Here is a 19,709-nt window from a genome sequence, read left to right on the forward strand (position 1 = left end):
CTCCCACCGCGGCACCGCGCCCGGCGCGTAACGGCATGCGCTATCCCGCCGGCGTGGAGATCGAGTCGGAATGGCGCCGCAGCCCCCGCGTGAGCCTCGCCGACGAGCCGCATGCGTGCGCGCTCGGCAAATGGAGCGACCGCCGCCACGAGGCGCGCCACGTCATGTCGCCCAGGCTCGATCATCACTACACCATCGAGATCCTGATGTCCGACACGGTGGTGGACTGCGTCAAGGACGGTGGCGTCGTCTGCCTGCGGCGCGGCCAGTTCGGCGCCGCGCAGGTCACCGCGCCCGGCGAGCAGGTCTGCTGCCGCTTCGAGCGGCCGAACGATGCGATCCACCTGTTCGTGCCGCGCGCGACGATGCACGAAGCCCTGCTGCGCTGCCACGCCGGCGCGCATGCGCAGCCGGTGCTGCGCGACCCCGGCTACCGGCCAGATCCGACCCTGGGCAGGATCATGGCCGCGCTCTCCGAGGCCGGCACCGATGACGGGCCGGGCGCGTCGCTGTTCGTGGAAAGCGCCTGCCAGACCGTGATCGCCTACCTGGTGCGCATGCAGGAGCAACGGCAGAACAGCAGTGCGCGGCCCGCCGGGCTGCAGACGTGGCGCCTGCGCAAGGTGATGAGTTATATCGCCGCCAACGCCGGCGAAGCGATCTCCCTGCAGTCGATGGCCGACCAGGCGGGCCTGAGCCGCATGCATTTCGCCGCGCAGTTCCTGCTCGCCACCGGCATGACCCCGCATGCATATCTCAACCGCACGCGGCTGGAACTGGCGAAAGGGCTGCTCACGGAAGGCACCGCCGCGCTGGCGGAAATCGCCCTGCAGACCGGCTTCCATTCGCAGGCGCATTTCACCAGCGTCTTCCGCAAGGAAGTGGGCACGCCGCCGGGACAATGGCGGAACCAGTGCCTGGAAGCCCGCGCGGCAAACGGCGCCGGCGCGGAAAGGAACCGGCCGGCACCGCTCCCGGCACTGCGCTGAGCCGTCCGTCCGGGCAGGCGGCGCCGGCGGGCAATGCGCCGCGCGCGACAACGCCATTCCTTATATCAGTATTTAATATTTTTTATTATTCGGCAGAATGCCAGCGCGGCCGGCGGCGACAAAGATAAGTACGTCCAAGATTCACCGCCATGAATGCCAGCCCTGTCATTTAAGCGTTCCTTTAATTTATATCGACGCCCTCCATCATCGCCGCCGCCGCGATCGCACACCGCACCGACCGCCTTGTCTTGCTTTGTATTGATTGTTAATACAGATACATTGCAATACAACCCCGCCAGCAGACCTCGGTAATCCCGCTGAAACCCAATCGGCAAGCCGGTTCCGGCCATTTCCCCTGCGCCGCGGCGGCGCTGCCGCCTGGTCGGAATCCGGCATGCCTTCGGCATTGCCATGTCGATTTCCGTCGCGTGGAAACGACGCCGATTCGGAAATTCGCCATCCACCGATTCAGCGCCCTTTAACTTCTTCTTGCATTGCGACGATAATCGCCATGCCGAATTTATCCGATTCACGGCTCGCGTTTGCGGATGAAGGAATATCGCCCGCATCGCTCCGGTTTTCCGGAAATCCGGAATACGTTCTTCCGGATTTCCGGAAAACCGCAATGCATAAAGACCAAGGCCGGCGAACGTTCGCGGGCGTGCAATCCATGGTGACAACGTGAACCTGTTGAAAGGCCTGCTTCTCGCGCTGGCGCTGTCCGCCTCCCTGCCGGGATGCGGCGGCGGCGAAGACGCGCCATCCGGCGGCCCCGGCGCGGGTACGCCCGGTGGCGTGCCGGCGTCGCCCGTTCCCGCGCCCCTTCCCCCTGCCATTCCCGCTCCCGGTCCCGGCGTACCGGACCCGGCCGCGCCCAAGAGCGCGAAGCGCGGCATCGCCTACGACCTGGCATCGCCGGCCGATCTCGCCGCGCTGTCGCCCGGCGTGAGCTGGTGGTACAACTGGAGCCCGCGGCGCAATGCCGGCGTGCCGGCGGACCACGGCGCGCGCTACGCGATGGACTTCCTGCCGATGATGTGGAACGGCACCGAAAGCACCGCCGAGGTGGAGACCTTCCTGGCGGCCAATCCCGGCGTGCGCTACCTGCTGGTGATGAACGAGCCCAACCTCGTCGACCAGTCCAATCTCACGCCGCTGCAAGCCGCGCAGCGCTGGCCGGTGTTCGAGGGCATCGCGGCGCGCACCGGCGTGCAGATCGTCGGCCCGGCCATGAACTGGGGCACGATGCCCGGCTATGCGGACCCGGTGGCGTGGCTCGACGCGTTCTACGATGCCTACCGCACCGCCAACGGCGGCCGCGACCCGCGCATCGACTACCTGGCCTTCCACTGGTACGACTACGGCCTGGCCGGCCAGCTCGACCGGCTCAAGAAATACGGCAAGGCGTTCTGGGTCACCGAGTTCGCCAACTGGCACAGCCAGCCCGACGGCGCGCAGATCGATTCGCCGGCCAGACAGAAAGCGCAGATGACGGACATGGTGGCGACCTGCGAAGCGCGCGCCGACGTGTTCCGCTACGCGTGGTTCACCGGCCGCTGGGACAACGACACCCATTTCACCAGCCTGCTCGGTGCCGACGGCCGGCTCTCCGAACTCGGCTCGCTCTATGTATCGCTGCCGTTCCGCTGACCGCGCCAGGCCCTGCCCGGGCCGCGCGCATTCCCTCACACCACCGAGCCAGATAGCCATGCCCATCCAAGCCCCACCTCGCGGGTCCGGCCGCGCCGGATCCTGTCTCGCGCCGCGCGCGGCCGCGGTACTCGTTGCCGTGCTCGCGCTGGCCGCCTGTGGCGGCGGCGGCGACGGCGGGAGCGCGCCGGGCGCCGCCACGCCTGCCGACGCCGCCCCCTACGCGCCGCTGTTCGCGCCCGGCACGCCGGTCAACGAGCAGATCCAGTACCGCGAGGCGGACGGCACGCTGGTCACGCTGATGGGTTCGCGCCCGACCGAGCGCCACGCGCGCGAACGCGGCGAGGCGTGGGATGCGCCCGATGCCGGCCCGGGCCGCTATCTCACCTTTCCCACCTTCTATTTCCAGAACCGGACCTTCGGCCTGGAGATCCGCGACGGCGTGCCCGCCGGCCGCCAGCGCATCGAGATCTACCTGCACGTCAACCAGGGCATCTTCGACGGCACCACCTTCAGCCTGTTCCGCAACGTGCTCGACCCGACCGTGCGCGACTACGGCTGGGCGCTCAACTACGGCTTCAACAATCCGAAGGAAGGCGGCCTGCCCATCTGCCGCGAAGGCCAGCCGCGCGAAGACTGCATGATGGTGGTCGACTCCAACTGGCGCACCGATCCGCACAGCCCGCTGAAGATCGGCGACCCGATCGAGCTCGCGCCGGCGCCGCGGCTCAAGCGCGACCCGGTGGTGGACGGCGGCGGCAGCCGCTATTACTCGTTCGAGCAGCTCTACGTGGTCGGCGTGGGCATGCGGCCGTGGTACGGCATCGCGCCCAATCTCGACTCCGCGCCGCTGCCGGACGACACGCTGCTCGGCGGCGACGCCAGCATCTCGTACAACTACTCCGAAGAGCCGATGCGGGTGTTCCAGCAGATGGCCAACAACATCGGCATCGCCAACACCCAGCGCTTCGTCGAAGGGCGCCGGCTATTCCACACCTCGTTCGCCGACGGCAAGCACTCGGAGCACGACGCCGACAACCCCGTGTTCAAGGAACACATCGGCCAGCTCGGCCCGCGCTACAACCAGCCGCGCTGCATCGAATGCCATACGCAGAACGGCCGCAGCCTGGCGCCGGCGATCGGCGCGCGGCTGGACACGATGTCGGTCCTCGTCGCCGCCGGCGGCAAGGCCGATCCCACCTATGGCCTGAACGTGCAGCAGCACGCGCAGGACGCGGCGGCGCCCGACTACGGCGTCAGCGTGCGCTCCTACGAGACCACGGTACGCACCTTGTCCGGCGGCGAGACGGTGGAGCTGGTCAAGCCGTCCTATGCCTTCAAGGGACCGGTGCCGGCGCAGTTCTCGGCGCGCCAGGCGCCGCAGGTCATCGGCATGGGGCTGCTCGAGGCGGTGGCGGAGCCGTCCATCCTCGCGCTGTCGGACCCCGACGACAAGGACGGCGACGGCGTGCGCGGCGCCCCGAACTGGATCGCCGACCCCGAGACCGGCAAGACCCACCTCGGCCGTTTCGGCTGGAAGGCGGCCAAGGCCAGCATACGGCAGCAGGTGGGCGACGCCCTGGTCAAGGACATGGGCGTGACCTCGCCGGTGTTTCCCACCCGCGGCTGCCAGCGCGACGCGCCCGACTGCCGCGCCGCGGCCGTCACTTCGGTCTCCGAGACCGAGCTGCAGCGCCTTTCGCACTACCTCTCGCTGATCGGCGTGCCGGCCCAGCGCAGCCTGCGCAGCGGCTTCCCGGACGGCGTGCGGGTGTCGCCCGAGCATGACGTCGACCCGGCGCAGATCGCGCGGGGCGGCACGCTGTTCGCGCAGGCGCGCTGCGTGGCCTGCCACACGCCGACGCTGAAGACCGGCAACACCCACCCGTTCGCCGAGCTGCGCGGCCAGACCATCCATCCGTACAGCAACCTGCTGCTGCACGACATGGGCCCTGGCCTGGCCGACACCCTCGCCGAAGGCCGCGCCACGCCCAGCCTGTGGCGCACCGCGCCGCTGTGGGGCGTGGGTTCGCTGCGCTTCGTCCAGGGCGGCGAGCAGAATGTACGCCTGCTGCACGACGGCCGCGCCCGCACGCTGACGGAGGCGATCCTGTGGCACGGCGGCGAGGCGGACGACAGCCGCCTGCGCTTCGAGGCCTTGTCGAAGGACGACCGCGCCGCGGTGGTGGCCTTCCTGCAGTCGCTGTAGCGGCCCGCGCGGGCCGCGCTCGCCGCGGCCTCCGACGCGGCACGGGAGGCGGCCCCGGATCATTTTCCGCCAGCTCCTGCCGCGCTCTCCGCTCCCGCGCCCCTCCCGTTTTCCTCCCCTCCCCAGGTGGCCCCCTCGCCCGCCCCGCCGGCGGCGCGAGGCTTTTTTGTATTCGCATGTATCGCGCGACCGGCACGATACGCGCGCTCACAGAAGTGCCGCCGCGTGTGTACGGGCCAGATACTTGCGCCGCATTAAATACGCTTCATGGCACGGCGGACGACAGATCCCGATGATCCCGCCGAGGTTGCGGCAGCGGCCACGCCAAGCCTGGCTTACCGACCCACACACAACCGAGGACTTCATCATGAACACCACCTTCGCAAAGCGCATCGTCTCCGTCATCGCCCTCGCCGCCGCCGCTGGCGCGGCACAGGCAACGTTCGCCGCCGGCATCGGCGAGCGCAGCAGCTTCACCGACGGCGCCCGCACCGCCGATCCGTACCTCGATGGCGCCCGCAACGGCAACCGCGACGTCTTCACCGAAGGCGCCCGCATCGTCGCCGGGCTGGACCGCACCGGCGTCTCGGCCGATCCCGCCCGCACCGCAGATCCCTACCTGGACGGCGCGCGCAACGGCAACCGCGACGTCTTCACCGAGGGCGCCCGCACCGTCGCCGGCCTGGACCGCACCGGCGTCTCGGCCGATCCCGCCCGCACCGCCGATCCCTATCTGGACGGCGCGCGCAACGGCAACCGCGACGTCTTCACCGAGGGCGCCCGCGCGGCGGCCTGATCCGTCCCGCGCCGCCGGACACCGCCGTCCCGATGCCGCCCACGCCACCAGGAACAGCAAGATGACCTCATCCCTCCCGCCGCAGGCGCGCGTGCGCTTGCCCCGCCTGGACGTTGCGCGGTTCCTGCATGACCAGCCGCAGTGGGCGGCACTGCACGAATTGTGCGGCGCGTATCTGCACGGCGGCCTCGGCGGCCTGGCGGGGAAGCTTGTCCTGCTGGCGTGGGATGCCCCGCGCCCGCGCGTGCGGGCGCCGGCACCGGGCGCCGACTGACGGCGCGGACGGCGCGGACGGCGCCCGCCATGCCGGCCGATACCTGGGTATCGGCCGATACCTTCGTGCTATCGACCCGTCCCCGCGCCTCTGGTCTGATCGCGTCCATGTTTCGCGCAGCGCGCCCCTCGGGCCGGCCGCGCGCAACCCCCTGCAGCCGGGCTGGCTCTCCCGCCAGGAAGAACAGCCACGTCCGCAGATCGTCAGCGCCCACACGGCGCACCCTTTTCGTCACCTCACCGCGAAGGAGAGAAAAATCATGTCGGCACTACCTTCCACACCCGCCTGGCGCAACCGGCTCGCCAGCTCGGCAACCGCGTGCGCCATCGGCGCCGCCTTGCTCGCTTCCGGCTACGCGCCGGCCACATTCGCCGCCACTTCGGCCACCACCTCGGCCGCCACGGCCGCGCAGCCGTCCGCGCAAGCCGACACGGCCCCCTCGGACACCGCAATCCGCCCGTACCGCGTCAAGGTACCGGAAGCCGCGCTGGCCGACCTGCGCAAGCGCATCGCGCAGACGCGATGGCCCGACAAGGAAACCGTCGCCGACGAAAGCCAGGGCGTGCAACTGGAGAGAATCCAGGAACTCGTGCGCTACTGGGGCAAGGGCTATGACTGGCGCAAGGCCGAGGCCAGGCTCAATGCCCTGCCGCAATTCGTGACCAGGATCGACGGCGTGGACATCCAGTTCGTGCACGTGCGCTCGCGGCACCCCCATGCCATGCCGATCATCATCACGCATGGCTGGCCCGGCTCGGTATTCGAACTGCTGAAGGTCATCGGCCCGCTCACCGACCCCACGGCCTACGGCGGCCGCGCGGAAGACGCCTTCGACGTCATCATCCCCTCGATGCCCGGCTACGGCTTCTCGGGCAAGCCCAAGGGCACCGGCTGGAACCCCGACCACATCGCGCGCGCCTGGGTGGAGCTGATGGACCGCCTCGGCTACCAGCACTACGTGGCGCAAGGCGGCGACTGGGGCTCGGTGGTGGCGGACACGATGGCCCGCCAGAAACCGGCGGGACTGCTGGGCATCCACGTCAACATGCCGGCAACGGTGCCGCCCGACGTGGCGCGCGCGCTCAACAACGGCGAGCCGGCGCCGGCCGGATTGTCCGAAAAGGAGAAAGCGGCATTCGCCTCGCTAGACACCTTCTACCGCAAGAACACCGGCTACTCCGCCATGATGGTGACGCGCCCGCAGACGGTCGGCTACGGCCTGGCGGACTCGCCCGCCGGCCAGGCCGCGTGGATCTACGACAAGTTCGCCTCCTGGACGCACAGCGGCGGCGTGCCGGAACGGGTCCTCACCCGCGACGAGATGCTCGACGACATCACGCTCTACTGGCTCACCAACAGCGCCACCTCCGCCGCGCAGCTCTACTGGGAGAACAACGCGAACAACTTCAACGCCGTGGACATCTCGATTCCCGCCGCCATCACGGTCTTCCCGGGCGAGATCTATCGCGCGCCGCGAAGCTGGGCCGAGCGCAGCTATCACAATCTCATCTACTTCAATGAAGTGGACAAGGGTGGGCATTTTGCGGCGTGGGAGCAGCCGCAGTTGTTTGCTCAGGAGATGCGGGCGGCGTTTAGGTCGTTGCGGGGGGAGGGGTTTTGAGATAGGTGTGGTCGGGCTATTTTAGGGGGAGATACGCTGCGGTGGTGGTTCGGGCCTCTTGGTCCGGACTCTGCCTTTTTATTTTATTTAAAAATATTTTCATGAAAAATAAGTATATTTATTTACAATTAAATCTCATTTATATTTTTAAGTTTAATTCAACTTCAAAGTCAAAGTCTTGAATTCAAATTCTTAAAGTCAAAGGCTTTCGCTCCCCCGGAGCGACCTACTTTCTTTTTTCCGAAAAGAAAGTAGGCAAAGAAAGCGGACTGCCTGGCCGGCAGGGGCAGAAACGTTGGGATTTCTGGTTGTTGGTGGTTTCGTGGTGGGGCCTGTGGTTCTGCTCGCATCCTGCCGTTACCGGTGCGGGCGGCCACTAAGCTGCGGGTTTTGTTGGTTTCGGGGTCAGACCTATGATGGCGGGCGCACTGCTTGTTCTGCCATCTGCCGTTACCGGCTTGGGCGGCCACGACGTAGCGCCCTCGTGGTTTCGTGGTGGGCGCGGTGGACCGGGGCGCGGGTGTGCCGGGCTCGTCTCAAGCCGGGGCCACCGCGCCCACCACGAAACCAGTGTCGTGCCTATGACGTGGCATCCGCTCCGGTCGCGGCAGCAGCTTGAACCACCGAGGCCTACGCCATCATGCAGCGCCACCACGAATCGGACACCACCCGGGATGTCGCTATGGTCAGCGCCGGTAGCGTCAGCAGTCCAGCCGAAGCTGTCGCGACCACCACGAAACCACAATCAGATTTAAAGTCTGAGCGCCCAGCCTTCTGCAAGAATCGCTTTCTTTTGGTTACTTTTCTTTTCGAGAAAAGAAAAGTGACACTTACATGTGTGCGAATGGGCTACCAAGCCCAAGCCGCCAAGCCCACAAAAGCAAGCATACTCCAAAATACACAAAAATAAACCAACCAATCCCAATCCGCCAGGCCCACAAAAAGCCGGCAGACTCTCCGACGCATAAAAACACCAAAGAGCCCCACCCAAGCCATCGATCCCGGCAAACAGCCATCACAAAACCATGCCCCCCACCTCCACCACCGCCCCCGCAAACGCCCCCGGCGCTTCCTCCGGCAGGTTATGCCCGGCATCCTCCACCACCCGATGTATCCGCGGCCCACTGAATCGCGATGCTGAAGACTTGCCGTCCGTTGCGGGATAGTTCCCGTCGGTCTTGCCGTCCAGCGTGACGGCTGGCACGGTAATGACCGGCTGCGCGGCGAGCCGTCTCTCGGCGGCTTCGTATTCGGGGAATCCCGCCGCGAGTCCTAGCCGGTGCCGGTAGGAGTGAATCACGACCTCGACGTAGTCGGGATTCTCGAACACGGTGGCCGCGCGGTCGAGCACGGTGTCGTCGAATTGCCAGCCTGGCGAATTCCGTTTCCAGATCACCCTCGCAACGTCGCGGCGGTGGGCTTCCAGCCCCGCGCGCCCTCTTTCGGTCTGGAAGTAATACTGGTACCAGAGCCCGGATTCGATCTGCGGCGGGACCGGCAGCACCGATCTGGCGATGTCCTGGATCAGGTAACTGTTGACCGATACCAGCCCCGCGCAGCGCTGCGGCCAGAGCGCGGCGGCCACGCAGGCGGCGCGGCCGCCCCAGTCGAAGCCCGCCAGCACCGCGCGCGGGATGGCGAGCGCGTCCATCAGGGCGATCACGTCGGTGCCGATCGCGGCCTGCTGGCCGGAGCGGGGCGTGGCGCTGTCGAGGAAGCGCGTCGGCCCGTGGCCGCGCAGATGCGGCACGATCACGCGGTAGCCGCGGGCGGCTAGCATCGGCGCGACTTCGACGAAGCTGTAGACGCTGTAGGGATAGCCGTGCAGCAGCAGCACCGGCGGGCCGCCGGCCGGGCCGGATTCGTGATAGCCGATATTGAGGCTGCCGGCGTCGATCTGCCTGAGCGGGCCGAGCTGCGACGCCGCCGCCAGTTTCGCCGGGGCGGCTTGTGCGGTGCCGGCAAATGCCAGCCGGGACAGGGCCGCGCCGGCGGCGGCGCCTTTCAGGAGCAGGCGGCGCCGGTCGTTGACAGGTGATGACATGGGAATCCTTTCCCCGCGGGGAGTGAATGGTCGGGACCGTGGCCTTTGGCCGCGCGGGTCTGCGCGGGTCTGCGTGGATGGCACCACGGCGCCATGGCGGCATTTCAGCGCGCGCGCGTATCCCGCCTGTTTCGGCAATGGCGGGAAATGCAAGGTTCCTTGTCCGCGCGCGCACGGGATACATGGCGACACAAAGCGCGCGGCCACCGTCTCAGCCTGGCCGCGCGGTGGCGAGGTCCAGCCCCGCGGCCATGTGCACGAGGCTGGCGAGCGAGTCGGCCTGCATTTTCCGCATGACTTTGCCGCGGTGTGCCTTCACCGTGATCTCGCTGATGCCGAGTTCGCCGCCGATCTGCTTGTTCAGCCGGCCGCGCACGACCAGCGCCATCACCTCCCGCTCGCGCCTGGTGAGCGCGGCGTAGCGGCCGCGCAGCGCGCGCCGGTACGCCTCCTGGCCGAGCACGGCGTCGCTGCGCTCGATCGCGTGCCGGATCGCACCGAGCAGCGCCTCGTCGCCGAACGGCTTGGTCAGGAAATCGGCGGCGCCGGCCTTCATGGCGCGCACCGTCATCGGCACGTCGCCGTAGCCGCTGATGAAGATGATCGGCATGTCGGCGCGCTCGGCCGCTACCAGCGTCTGCACGTCGAGGCCGTTGAGATCGGGCAGCGTCACGTCGAGCACCAGGCAGTTCGGTGCTTGTTCGACGCGCGGGCGGGCCAGGAACGCCCGCGCCGAGCCGAACGTCTCCGGCTGCCAGCCGGCGCAGCGGATCAGCGACTCCAGCGAATCGCGCACGGAGACGTCGTCGTCGACGACGAACACGATGGGTTGGGCTTGCGGCATGGAGTAGGAAGCTCGATGGATTAGCGAACGGGCACGCAGGCACGATGCGCCGCCCGGGAATAACGAAAGGCAGGCGCGCGCCACGGCACTCAGTCCGCCCGGAACGCGGCACTGAGCGCCGCCAGCAGCGACGCCTCGCTGAACGGCTTCAGCAGGCATGCCACGGCGCCCTGCGCCAGCACGTACGGGCCGACGGCCTCGTCGCCGTGCGCGGTGATGAAGACGATCGGGATCGTCCGCCCGCGCAGCCGCAATGCCCGCTGGAGCTCGAGCCCCGACATGCCGGGCATGGCGATGTCGAGGATCAGGCAGCCGGTCTGGCTTACGCAATCGGAGCCGAGAAACGCCTCGGCCGACGGGAACGCCCGGACCGCGTAGCCGAACTCGCGCAGCAGGTCCGGCAGCGCCTCGCGCACCGACTCATCGTCATCGACCACCGATACCAGCAGACACAGGGCCATCATGATCCTCTCCCGGCGTGCATGGCAGTCGCCGTGCTGCGAGGATGCGCCACGTTGCCGCCGGACGTCCATGATGCTTTGGTGTCGGTATGCGGCGGGCGCCGCCGCGCGCGGGCCGACACAAAAGTATCGACCGATACCATCGTGCAATCGATTCGTGCCCGCGCTTGTAGTTTGATCGGATCTGCAGGCCGCGCTTACGCGAGCCGCCTGTCCGCGACGGACCGTCCTGCGGGCCAGCCGTCGAATCCAGCACGCCACCCGTTTGAAGGAAACCGTCTCCATGCACATCCTCGCCGGCGATTCACAGGTATGCGGGACGGTACGCCGCGCCCCGGCACATCACGTTCGCGCGGGAGCCCGCCCATGCTAATCCGGAAATCCGTCGCACGCTCGTTGCTCGGCGCCGTGGTCGCGGTGGCCGCGCTGACGGACGTGGCCATCGTGGCCGCCCACGCCGCGCTGCCGCCCGCGGCGAGGCTGGCCTGGACCCTGTGCGCGCTGGCGCTCCAGATGGCGGTGCTGGCCCTCTGCGTGCGCCACGCGGTGCGGCTGGTCGCCCGGCCGCTCGGCCAGCTCGCCGCGGCGGCCGACGGCCTGGGCCCCGACCTGAAGGCGCTGCCCCTTGCGGAAGACGGCCCCGCCGAGCTGGCGGACGCCGCGCGCGCCTTCAACGCCATGCAGCAACGAGTGGCCGGCTACATGGCCGAGCGCATCGAAGTCCTGGCCGCCATCTCGCACGACCTGCAGACGCCGATCACCCGCATGCGGCTGCGCGCCGAGCTGATGGCCGACGAGCGCGAGCAGGCGAAATTCCTGCGCGACCTCGATGCCATGAACGCGCTGGTGCGCGAAGGCCTCGTCTACGCGCGCACGCTGCACGGCACCGCGGAGCCGCCCCGCCGCGTCGACGCCCGCGCGCTGCTCGAAAGCATGGTCGCGGACTACGGGGATGCCGGACGCACGGTGCTGCTGGAGGGGTGGATCGACCAGCCGATCGTGACGCGTCCGCATGCCCTGCGCCGGATCCTGGCCAACCTGATCGACAACGCGCTGAAGTTCGCCAGCGAGGTGCGCGTGCGCGTGCATGCCGACGCCCACCAGCTGGTGGTCGCCGTGCTCGACAACGGGCCGGGCATTTCGCCCGACAAGCTGGAAGCCGTCTTCAAGCCGTTCTACCGGATCGAGCGCGCGTGCGACCGCGCCGGCGCCGGCACCGGCCTCGGGCTAGCCATTGCGCTGCAGCTCGCCAAGGCGATGGGCGGCGAGCTGAAGCTGCGCAACCGCGCCGAAGGCGGGCTGGAAGCCCGGCTTGCCCTGGCCACGCCCGCGGCGCTGCCCTGCCACGCCGGCGCGCCCGCCGGGCTGCACGGCGTGGCGGCCGAGGCCATCGCGCCCGCCGCGCGCGCGGCGGCACGCGTGGATGCATGACGGCATGCGAGCGGAAAACATGGCCGGCGAACGCGCCGGCGACGGCGCCTCAGCCTTCCTGCGCGGCCGCGGGGCGGATCTTGCCGGCCATGTTCACGAGGCTGGCGAGCGAGTCGGCCTGCATCTTCCGCATGACCTTGCCGCGGTGCGCCTTGACCGTGATCTCGCTGATGCCGAGTTCGCCGCCGATCTGCTTGTTCAGCCGGCCGCGCACGACCAGCGCCATCACCTCCCGCTCGCGGCCCGTGAGCGAGGCATAGCGGTCGCGCAGCGCGCGCAGCTCGGCCGCGCGGCCAAGCGCGCTGCCGCTGCGCTCGATGGCGTGCCGGATCGCGCCCAGCAGCGCCTCGTCGCCGAACGGCTTGGTCAGGAAATCGGCGGCGCCGGCCTTCATGGCACGCACCGTCATCGGCACGTCGCCGTAGCCGCTGATGAAGATGATCGGCATGTCGCTGCGCTCGGCCGTCACCAGCGCCTGCAGATCGAGGCCGTTGAGATCGGGCAGCGTCACGTCGAGCACCAGGCAGCTCGGCGCGTCGCCGGTGCGCGGGCGGCCCAGGAAGGCCTGCGCCGAGGCGAACGTCTGCGGCTGCCAGCCGGCGCAGCGAATCAGCAACTCCAGCGATTCGCGCACGGAGACGTCGTCGTCGACGACGAACACGATGGGTTGGGCGTGCGGCATGGACATGGGCAAGGACAAGGGCAAGGACCTCGAAGGATGGACAAGCGTGCCTGCTCGAGGCAGTGTAGCCCCAACGCGGCGCGGGCGTGGCGCTCAATTGCCCCGGAACGCGGCACTAAGCGCCGCCAGCAAGGCCTCCTCGCTGAAGGGCTTGAGCAGGCATGCGGCGGCGCCTTGTTCCAGCACGCGCGGGCGCACGGACTCGTCCGCGTGCGCGGTGATGAAGACGACCGGGATCGCCTGGCCGCGCTGCCGCAGCTCCCGCTGGAGTTGCAGGCCCGACATGCCGGGCATGGCGATGTCGAGGATCAGGCATTTCGTCTGGCCGATGCAATCGGACGCCAGGAACGCCTGCGCCGACGAGAACGCCCGGACCGCGTAGCCGAACTCCCTGAGCAGGTCCGGCAGCGCTTCGCGCACCGACTCGTCGTCGTCGACGACGGCCACCAGCAAGCGTACTTCCATCATGCCTCCCTCATGGCGCGCACGGTATCCGCCACATCCGGCGCCCGCCCCGCGCTGCCGGAAGCGCATGGGATGGAGAACGAGAAAGTGGCGCCCGGCCCGTCGCCGTTCGGCTCCGCCCACAGGCATCCCTGATGGCTGTCGATGATGGAGCGGCTCACCGACAGGCCGATTCCCATGCCGTCGCGCTTGGTGGTGTAGAAGGCTTCGAAGAGCCTCTCGGCGCCCTCCGGGCCGATTCCCGTGCCGGCGTCGCGCACGGCCAGCCGCACGCGCCCGCTCTCGTCCGGCCCGGTGCGGATCAGCAGTCGCCGCGGCCTGTCCTCGATGCCGCTCATCGCATCCGAGGCGTTCAGCAGCAGGTTCAGGATGACCTGCTGCAGTTGCACGCGATCGCCGGGGACCGGCGGCAGGTCGCCCGCCAGCTCCAGTTGCAGGATCACCTTGTTGCGCTGGAGATCGGCCCGCGACAGCGCCGCCACTTCGTGCGCGGCTTCGTTCAGGTCCACCATCTCGGCCGTGGCCTCCTTCTTGCCGAAGAGCGCGCGCAGGCGCGTGATGACATCGGAGGCGCGGTTGCCGTCGCGGATGGTGCGCCGCGCGGTCTCGCGCGCGCCGTCGACGTTGGGCGGATCGGCCGCCAGCATGCGCAGGCAGGTGCTGGCGTTGGTGATGATGCCTGCCAGCGGCTGGTTGACCTCGTGCGCGATCGACGCCGTCAGCGCGCCGAGCGTCGTGACCCGCGCCACGCGGGCAAGCTCGGAGCGCACCCGGCCCAGCGTTTCCTCCGCAAGGCGGCGCTCGCTCACGTCCTGCACCGCGCCGATGTATTCCAGCCGGCCCGCCTCGCCCGCGCTCCCGTGCGCGACCACGTGCACGTGTTTCACCGCGCCGTCCGGCATGCACAGGCGGCATTCGTAGTCCAGGTCGGCTCCCGCGGCCGCCAGCGCGACCGCCCCTTGCACGACCGGAAGGTCCTGCGGGTGCACGCGCGCCAGGATCAGCCCGAGCGTGACCCGGGTGGCGGCGTCGTAGCCGAAGATGCGGAAGGTCTCGGCGGACCAGAAATGCTCGTCGGTGGCGACGACCCAGCCGAAGCTGCCGGTCAGGCTGAGCTTCTGCGCCTCCGCCAGGTAGGCGGCGTTGCGCCGCAGCGTTTCCTCGGCGCGCCGGCGTTCGGTGATGTCGCGCAAGAAGCCGGTGAAGGACGGCGGCCCGTCCTGCGGGATGCGCGTCATGGTGAGCTCGACCGGGAATTCGCTGCCGTCGGCGCGCAGCGCCATCACCTCCATGCGCTTGCCGATCGCCTGCGCGTCGCCGGTGGCCAGGTAGCGGGCCAGCCCGCGCAGATGCCGCTGCCGCTGCGCCGGGGGAATGATGATGTCGGCCAGCGGCGCGCCCACCACGTCGTCGCGGGCATGGCCGAAGGTCTGTTCCGCCGAAGGGTTGAACTCGACGATGCGGCCCGCGTGGTCGATCGAGACGATGCAGTCGATGGCCGAGTTCAGGATCGCGGCCTTGCGGGCCTCGCTGCGCTTGAGCGCTGCGTCGCTCTGCGCGCGCTCGATGACGATGCTTGCGATGTGCGTGAACTGGTCGGTCAGGGCCCGGTGGTGCGGCGTGGGCATGCGCGGCTGGTCGTAGTAGATCGCGAACACGCCCAGGACCGTGCCGCCGGCGGACGCGATCGGCATCGACCAGCACGACCGCAGGCCGTGCGCCAGCGCCATCGGGCACCACGCGCTCTGCGCCCATCGCGTCTCCGACGCGATGTCGGCGGCAATGACCGGCTGGTTGAGGTACGCCGCCGTCGCGCACGGCCCCGACTCGGTGCCGACCGCGCGGCCGTCGATGGCGGCGACGAAGGCGGGCGGCAGGCTCGGCGCGGCGCCGTGCTCGAGATGGACCCCGTCCGGCGCAATCAGCACGATGCTGCAATAAGCGCCGTCGGCGGTGCCCTCGACCAGCCGGCACAGCGTGTCGAGGATGGCCGGCATGGGCTCGCCGCCGGCCACCATCTCGAGCAGCCGCTTCTCGCCCGAGAGCAGCGCTTCGGCCTGGCTGCGGTCTTCGATGTCGGTGTGCAGCAGGTACCAGAGTGCGATGCGCCCGTCCTCGTCGCGCAGCGGAAAGCCGCATGAGTCGAAGCGGCGGTAGGCGCCGTCCGCGCGGCGGCGGCGGGCCCGGATGCGCCACGGCTCGCCGGTCTGGACCGAGCGCCGCCAGGAAGCGACGGCCCGCTCGCGGTCATCCGGATGAAAGGTATGGCCCCACGTCTTCAGTTCCTCGCAGGTCGCGCCGAAGTAATCGCGGTAATGGCGGTTGGCGAATTCGAGGTCGCCAGCGGCGTCCCGCAGGGTGATGAGCGTGGGAAGAGCGTCGATGATGAGGCGCAGGCGCTGCTCGCTGGCGCGCAGCGCCTGCCCGGCGCGCCGCCGGTCGTCGATGTCGACCAGCATGCCGCACCATCCGTCGACCTGCCCGCGGGCGTCGGCCAGCGGGCCGATGCGGAACTGGAACCAGCGGTACGCGCCGTCGCGGCGCCGCAGGCGCGCCTCCATCTCGCCCGGCTCGCCGCCGGCCAGCATGGCTTGCCAGCGCGCGCGCACGGCGGGCAGGTCGTCGGGGTGGACCGCGGCCTGCCAGCCATGTCCGGCAGCTTCGGTGGCTTCGGCGGCGAGGCCGGTATATTCGCGCCAGCGCCGGTTGACGAAGTCGATCCGCCCGTCGGGGCGCGCGCTCCACACCAGTGCCGCAAGCGCGTCGATGACGCGACTGGCGTCGTTCTCCATGCCGGCCCTCCGTTGGCAGTCTCGCTCATGCGAGGATGCGCCTTTTCCGCGGCGCGCGGCCATCCTACTTTGGTCTCGGTTTGTGGCCGATGCGGCACCGCGCGCCGGCGTTCCCGCCGGCGCTCCTCGAGCGACGTCCGTGGTCCGGCTCAGATCACGTTGATCGCCACGTCGATATTGCCGCGCGTGAGCTTGGAATACGGGCAGGTCTGGTGCGCGGCGTCGGCCAGTGCCCGCGCGACCTCGCGGTCCAGCCCCGGCAGGCTGACGTTCAGGCGGGCCTGCAGGAAATAGGCGTCGGCCGACTTGACCAGATCCACCTCGGCATCCACCGACAGGTCCGCCGGCAGCACCACCTTCATCCTGGCCGAGGCCAGTCCAAGCGCACCGATAAAGCAGGCCGACCAGCCCGCGGCGAACAGTTGCTCCGGGTTGGTGCCGGCGCCCGGGGTGCCGGGAGACGACAACTGGATGTCCAGGCGGCCATCGCTGCTGCGCGACTTGCCGTCGCGGCCGCCGGTGGTGTGGGTCTTGCCGGTGTACAGCACTTTCGGGGTCTGGGTCTGGGTCATGATGAACTCCTCGTTGGGTGTCTGAAGCAGGCACGCGGTGCCGGTTGGGTAAGTGGCGCGACATCCGGTGTGCTTGCCATCCGCGCCGCGCCATGGGTCGCATTTAAGGCCACCCGAGTATCTGCACGGTATCGGCGTGCGGGCGGATCTGTGAGTCCACGTATCGCGCGCGCCCGGCGATACAAAGGCGTACAAAATCGCCCGGCCCGGCAGCGCGATGCGCCGGTTGTCAGCCAGGCAGCTCGGCGGACAGGCTGAGCTTGGCCTGCAGGCCGCCGCCTTCGCGGTTGGCCAGCACCAGCCGGCCGCCGAGCGCCTGCGCGAGCTGTTGCGCGATCGCCAGGCCCAGCCCGGTGCCGCCGGTGCCGCGGTTGCGCGACATCTCCAGGCGGTAGAACGGCTGCATCACACGCTCGAGCTCCGCCTCGGGAATGCCGGGGCCGCGGTCGCGCACGGCGATGGCAAGGCGGCCGTCGGGCTCGCGGAACACGCAGACCACCACCTCGCTGCCGAACTTCAGCGCGTTGTCCACCAGGTTGGTCAGGATGCGCCGCAGCGCCTGCGGCCGCGTGAGGATCGGCGCCAGGATCCGGCCTTCGATGGCGACCGCGTGCCCGCCGTCCAGGTAATCGCCCGCCAGGCTGTCGAGCAGCGCGTCGGCATCGATGCGCACCGGCGTCTCCGCGCCGCCGTGCACGGTGCGCGCATAGGCGACGCCTTCGCGCACCAGGTGCTCCATCGCGCGCAGGTCGCTGTGCAGCTTGCCCAGCGTCTCCGAGTCTTCCATCAGGTCCAGGCGCAGCCGCATCCGCGTGATGGGCGTCTGCAGGTCGTGGGAGATGGCGGCGAGGATCTCGATGCGCTCGGCCACGTAGCCCGCGATGCGCTGCTGCATGGCGTTGAAGGCGGTGGCGGCGCGCACGATCTCGGCCGGCCCGCGCTCGGGGATCGGGTCGGCCCACAGGTCCGGCCCGAGCATCTCGGCGGCCGCGGCCAGTTGCTTGAGCGGACGCGTGGCCAGCCGCACGGCGATCCAGGCGCAGCCGGCGAGCAGCGCCAGCTGCACGCACAGCAGCACCGGCAGCCACGCCGAAAGCGCCGGCCGCGCCGGATGGATGTCGATGGTGAGCGGACTGCCGTCGCGCAGGCGCAGATGCACCTGGATATGCTTGCGCGGGCCGGGCAGCTCGTTCGCGGCCAGGTCGTAGCGTCCGTCCAGCGCCTGCGTGATCGCCGCGACCGCGCGCTCCGCTTCGCCCGCGCTCAGCGGCACGCCGGGCCTGCCGGCATCGAGCAGGTAGCCATAGTTGGCGCGCCGCAGGCGTGCCAGCCAGGCCGGGCGCTCCGCCGCCGGCAGCCGGTCCAGCATGGCGACAGATGCGGCCACGTCGAGTTCGAGATTGCCCAGCATCAGCCGGTTGGCGGCCTCCATGCGCTCCATCACCACCAGCCCGAAGGACAACCCCTGGGCGAGCGTGAGCCCGACCACGAGGATCACCATCAGGCGGGCGAACAGCGTGCGCGGCCAGAGGTGCGGCCGCAAGCGCGGCCACAGGTACGGCCCGATACGCGGAACACCGTGCGGCAGCTTCATGCGCGCTCCTCGCGGACCTCCACCGCCGCCGCGAAGACATAGCCTTCGTTGCGGACCGTCTTGATATAGCGCGGCTCGCGCGCGTCGTCGCGCAGGCGCTGGCGCAGCCGGCTCACCATCAGGTCGATGGAGCGCTCGAACAGCTCGGCGTCGCGGCCCTGCGTGAGATTGAGCAACTGGTCGCGGTTGAGCACGCGCTGCGGATGGTCGAGAAACGTGCGCAGCAGCCGGTATTCGGCGCCGCTCAGGGCCACGACGATCTCGTTCTCGTCGAGCAGGTGCCGCGCGGTGGTGTCGAGCCGCCAGGCGCCGAAGGCCAGCACGGTGGCCGCCTCGGTGACCTGCAGGTTGGGCGGCAGCATGCGCGTGCGCCGCAGCACCGAACGGATCCGCGCCAGCAGCTCGCGCGCCGCGAACGGCTTGACCACGTAGTCGTCCGCGCCCATCTCCAGGCCCAGGATGCGGTCGGTTTCCTCGTTGCGCGCGGTCAGCATCAGCACCGGCATGTTCCTGCGCGCGCCCGCGCGCAGGTCGCGGCATAGCGTCAGTCCGTCCTCGCCCGGCAGCATCAGGTCCAGCACGATGAGATCGACGGCGCCCGTCTCCAGCGCCGCGCGCATCTGCTGGCCGTTGGCCGCGAGCGTCACCCGCATGCCGCTGCGCTCCAGGTAGGCCGCCACCAGCTCGCGGATCTCGCGGTCGTCGTCCACGACGAGGATATGGTCAGGCTGGATCATCGCGGCCTTCCCCACGGCGAAAAAGACCGGCCGCTCATCGGGAAACCGTCTTGCGCCGGCTGGTGCCGGCGAGCCGCACGGCGGGCGGATTCGACGGGCCCCAGCGGCAGGCCGCGGAGGCGCGCAGCTCGTATGCGAGCGCGGACAAGATCATGGCGACGACAAGCAGCGGGCGCGTCATTCGATGGCCCTCCTCATGGGTTCGGTGCGCGGTATCGCGCGATGAGGTAATTATGTGGGGCCTTGGGGTGGGGCTTGTATCGTTCTGTATCCAGGCTGCTGCCAGATAAGAAACTTTTCAATCTGGGGTTATTTTTTTGGTTTTTTTGGAGATGGGGATGAGGTTCTGTGGGGGTTTTTTGCCGGGTTCTGGTGTTGCAATTTGGGGGCGAGCGTGGGTATTCAGTCGGTGTTGGGCTGTGCTTCTCCGGGGTGGGGTCGCGGATGGATGGGTTTTGTCATTCTCTGATTACGAAGTTGGTGATTTATTTTGGAAATTTAAATTCACAGTCTTCTTGAAATTCTGATTTTTTTAAATCCTTAAATCA

18 protein-coding genes are annotated in these 19,709 nt (G+C 69.0%); 7 read left to right on the forward strand and 11 right to left on the reverse strand.

The features are described 5' to 3' along the window. The first annotated feature begins 35 nt into the window (after nt 1–35). Entirely contained in the window at nt 36–989 is a 954-nt protein-coding gene (locus tag ACKI2N_RS33090; RefSeq protein ID WP_420996610.1) for a helix-turn-helix domain-containing protein, read from the forward strand. 65 nt (nt 990–1,054) lie between these two features. Here the strand turns inward: ACKI2N_RS33090 and ACKI2N_RS33095 are convergent, their stop codons facing one another. Continuing rightward, a complete protein-coding gene (locus ACKI2N_RS33095) occupies nt 1,055–1,669 on the reverse strand; it encodes a hypothetical protein (protein ID WP_420996611.1) in 615 nt (204 codons plus the stop codon). A 1-nt stretch (nt 1,670) separates the two neighbouring features. Here ACKI2N_RS33095 and ACKI2N_RS33100 point away from each other — a divergent pair, with 1 nt between their 5' ends. The 5 genes from ACKI2N_RS33100 to ACKI2N_RS33120 all read left to right on the forward strand — a co-directional run bounded on the left by ACKI2N_RS33100 (nt 1,671) and on the right by ACKI2N_RS33120 (nt 7,539). Beyond that, nucleotides 1,671–2,639 carry a glycosyl hydrolase gene (locus ACKI2N_RS33100; RefSeq protein ID WP_420996612.1) on the forward strand — a complete coding sequence of 323 codons (969 nt, stop codon included), beginning with the start codon at nt 1,671–1,673 and terminating at the stop codon, nt 2,637–2,639. A 58-nt stretch (nt 2,640–2,697) separates the two neighbouring features. Next, the gene (locus tag ACKI2N_RS33105) at nt 2,698–4,848 is read left to right on the forward strand and encodes a di-heme oxidoredictase family protein (protein ID WP_420996613.1); all 2,151 of its coding nucleotides are present in this window, start codon (nt 2,698–2,700) and stop codon (nt 4,846–4,848) included. 367 nt (nt 4,849–5,215) lie between these two features. Beyond that, nucleotides 5,216–5,644, forward strand: a complete 429-nt coding sequence (locus ACKI2N_RS33110; RefSeq protein WP_420996614.1) for a copper resistance protein CopQ — start codon at nt 5,216–5,218, stop codon at nt 5,642–5,644. A gap of 61 nt (nt 5,645–5,705) precedes the next feature. Next, nucleotides 5,706–5,918 (forward strand): hypothetical protein, encoded by a 213-nt coding sequence (locus tag ACKI2N_RS33115; protein ID WP_420996615.1) that lies wholly within the window; start codon nt 5,706–5,708, stop codon nt 5,916–5,918. Between the two features lie 259 nt (nt 5,919–6,177). After that, the gene (locus ACKI2N_RS33120) at nt 6,178–7,539 is read left to right on the forward strand and encodes an epoxide hydrolase family protein (protein WP_420996616.1); all 1,362 of its coding nucleotides are present in this window, start codon (nt 6,178–6,180) and stop codon (nt 7,537–7,539) included. Nucleotides 7,540–8,554: 1,015 nt separating this feature from the next. On the opposite strand, the gene ACKI2N_RS33125 is transcribed toward ACKI2N_RS33120, so the two are convergent. The 3 genes from ACKI2N_RS33125 to ACKI2N_RS33135 all read right to left on the reverse strand — a co-directional run bounded on the left by ACKI2N_RS33125 (nt 8,555) and on the right by ACKI2N_RS33135 (nt 10,891). Beyond that, nucleotides 8,555–9,583, reverse strand: coding sequence for an alpha/beta fold hydrolase (locus tag ACKI2N_RS33125; protein WP_420997320.1), 1,029 nt, complete (start codon nt 9,581–9,583; stop codon nt 8,555–8,557). Nucleotides 9,584–9,794: 211 nt separating this feature from the next. Continuing rightward, the gene (locus ACKI2N_RS33130; protein WP_420997318.1) at nt 9,795–10,427 is read right to left on the reverse strand and encodes a response regulator transcription factor; all 633 of its coding nucleotides are present in this window, start codon (nt 10,425–10,427) and stop codon (nt 9,795–9,797) included. Between the two features lie 89 nt (nt 10,428–10,516). After that, the gene (locus ACKI2N_RS33135) at nt 10,517–10,891 is read right to left on the reverse strand and encodes a response regulator (protein ID WP_420997316.1); all 375 of its coding nucleotides are present in this window, start codon (nt 10,889–10,891) and stop codon (nt 10,517–10,519) included. A 363-nt stretch (nt 10,892–11,254) separates the two neighbouring features. On the opposite strand from ACKI2N_RS33135, the gene ACKI2N_RS33140 reads away from it, so the two are divergent. After that, entirely contained in the window at nt 11,255–12,319 is a 1,065-nt protein-coding gene (locus ACKI2N_RS33140) for an ATP-binding protein (RefSeq protein ID WP_420997314.1), read from the forward strand. 49 nt (nt 12,320–12,368) lie between these two features. Here ACKI2N_RS33140 and ACKI2N_RS33145 read toward each other — a convergent pair whose 3' ends face one another. The 7 genes from ACKI2N_RS33145 to ACKI2N_RS33175 all read right to left on the reverse strand — a co-directional run bounded on the left by ACKI2N_RS33145 (nt 12,369) and on the right by ACKI2N_RS33175 (nt 19,342). Next, entirely contained in the window at nt 12,369–13,007 is a 639-nt protein-coding gene (locus ACKI2N_RS33145; RefSeq protein WP_420997312.1) for a response regulator transcription factor, read from the reverse strand. An 87-nt stretch (nt 13,008–13,094) separates the two neighbouring features. Next, nucleotides 13,095–13,469 carry a response regulator gene (locus tag ACKI2N_RS33150; RefSeq protein WP_420997310.1) on the reverse strand — a complete coding sequence of 125 codons (375 nt, stop codon included), beginning with the start codon at nt 13,467–13,469 and terminating at the stop codon, nt 13,095–13,097. Further along, nucleotides 13,466–16,258 (reverse strand): PAS domain S-box protein, encoded by a 2,793-nt coding sequence (locus ACKI2N_RS33155; protein WP_420997309.1) that lies wholly within the window; start codon nt 16,256–16,258, stop codon nt 13,466–13,468. Before ACKI2N_RS33155 ends, ACKI2N_RS33150 begins: the two co-directional genes overlap by 4 nt. Before the next feature lie 149 nt (nt 16,259–16,407). Beyond that, on the reverse strand, nt 16,408–16,830 hold the full coding sequence (locus ACKI2N_RS33160) for an organic hydroperoxide resistance protein (protein WP_420997307.1): 423 nt from the start codon (nt 16,828–16,830) through the stop codon (nt 16,408–16,410). Nucleotides 16,831–17,059: 229 nt separating this feature from the next. Then, complete coding sequence (locus ACKI2N_RS33165) at nt 17,060–18,331, reverse strand: ATP-binding protein (RefSeq protein WP_420997331.1); 1,272 nt, start codon at nt 18,329–18,331, stop codon at nt 17,060–17,062. Nucleotides 18,332–18,420: 89 nt separating this feature from the next. Beyond that, on the reverse strand, nt 18,421–19,161 hold the full coding sequence (locus tag ACKI2N_RS33170) for a response regulator (RefSeq protein ID WP_420997306.1): 741 nt from the start codon (nt 19,159–19,161) through the stop codon (nt 18,421–18,423). A 34-nt stretch (nt 19,162–19,195) separates the two neighbouring features. Then, the gene (locus tag ACKI2N_RS33175) at nt 19,196–19,342 is read right to left on the reverse strand and encodes a hypothetical protein (protein WP_420997304.1); all 147 of its coding nucleotides are present in this window, start codon (nt 19,340–19,342) and stop codon (nt 19,196–19,198) included. Nucleotides 19,343–19,709: the final 367 nt, after the last annotated feature.

This window comes from Cupriavidus sp. 30B13 (assembly GCF_049059565.2).
Taxonomy (GTDB): Bacteria; Pseudomonadota; Gammaproteobacteria; order Burkholderiales; family Burkholderiaceae; genus Cupriavidus.

Coding starts and splice junctions, on each gene's coding strand:
- ACKI2N_RS33090 (WP_420996610.1), top strand. CDS start 36: ATGCGCTATCCCGCCGGCGTGGAGATCGAGTCGGAATGGCGCCGCAGC.
- ACKI2N_RS33105 (WP_420996613.1), top strand. CDS start 2,698: ATGCCCATCCAAGCCCCACCTCGCGGGTCCGGCCGCGCCGGATCCTGT.
- ACKI2N_RS33110 (WP_420996614.1), top strand. CDS start 5,216: ATGAACACCACCTTCGCAAAGCGCATCGTCTCCGTCATCGCCCTCGCC.
- ACKI2N_RS33115 (WP_420996615.1), top strand. CDS start 5,706: ATGACCTCATCCCTCCCGCCGCAGGCGCGCGTGCGCTTGCCCCGCCTG.
- ACKI2N_RS33120 (WP_420996616.1), top strand. CDS start 6,178: ATGTCGGCACTACCTTCCACACCCGCCTGGCGCAACCGGCTCGCCAGC.
- ACKI2N_RS33125 (WP_420997320.1), bottom strand. CDS start 9,583: ATGTCATCACCTGTCAACGACCGGCGCCGCCTGCTCCTGAAAGGCGCC.
- ACKI2N_RS33130 (WP_420997318.1), bottom strand. CDS start 10,427: ATGCCGCAAGCCCAACCCATCGTGTTCGTCGTCGACGACGACGTCTCC.
- ACKI2N_RS33135 (WP_420997316.1), bottom strand. CDS start 10,891: ATGATGGCCCTGTGTCTGCTGGTATCGGTGGTCGATGACGATGAGTCG.
- ACKI2N_RS33140 (WP_420997314.1), top strand. CDS start 11,255: ATGCTAATCCGGAAATCCGTCGCACGCTCGTTGCTCGGCGCCGTGGTC.
- ACKI2N_RS33145 (WP_420997312.1), bottom strand. CDS start 13,007: ATGTCCATGCCGCACGCCCAACCCATCGTGTTCGTCGTCGACGACGAC.
- ACKI2N_RS33150 (WP_420997310.1), bottom strand. CDS start 13,469: ATGATGGAAGTACGCTTGCTGGTGGCCGTCGTCGACGACGACGAGTCG.
- ACKI2N_RS33155 (WP_420997309.1), bottom strand. CDS start 16,258: ATGGAGAACGACGCCAGTCGCGTCATCGACGCGCTTGCGGCACTGGTG.
- ACKI2N_RS33160 (WP_420997307.1), bottom strand. CDS start 16,830: ATGACCCAGACCCAGACCCCGAAAGTGCTGTACACCGGCAAGACCCAC.
- ACKI2N_RS33165 (WP_420997331.1), bottom strand. CDS start 18,331: ATGGTGATCCTCGTGGTCGGGCTCACGCTCGCCCAGGGGTTGTCCTTC.
- ACKI2N_RS33170 (WP_420997306.1), bottom strand. CDS start 19,161: ATGATCCAGCCTGACCATATCCTCGTCGTGGACGACGACCGCGAGATC.
- ACKI2N_RS33175 (WP_420997304.1), bottom strand. CDS start 19,342: ATGACGCGCCCGCTGCTTGTCGTCGCCATGATCTTGTCCGCGCTCGCA.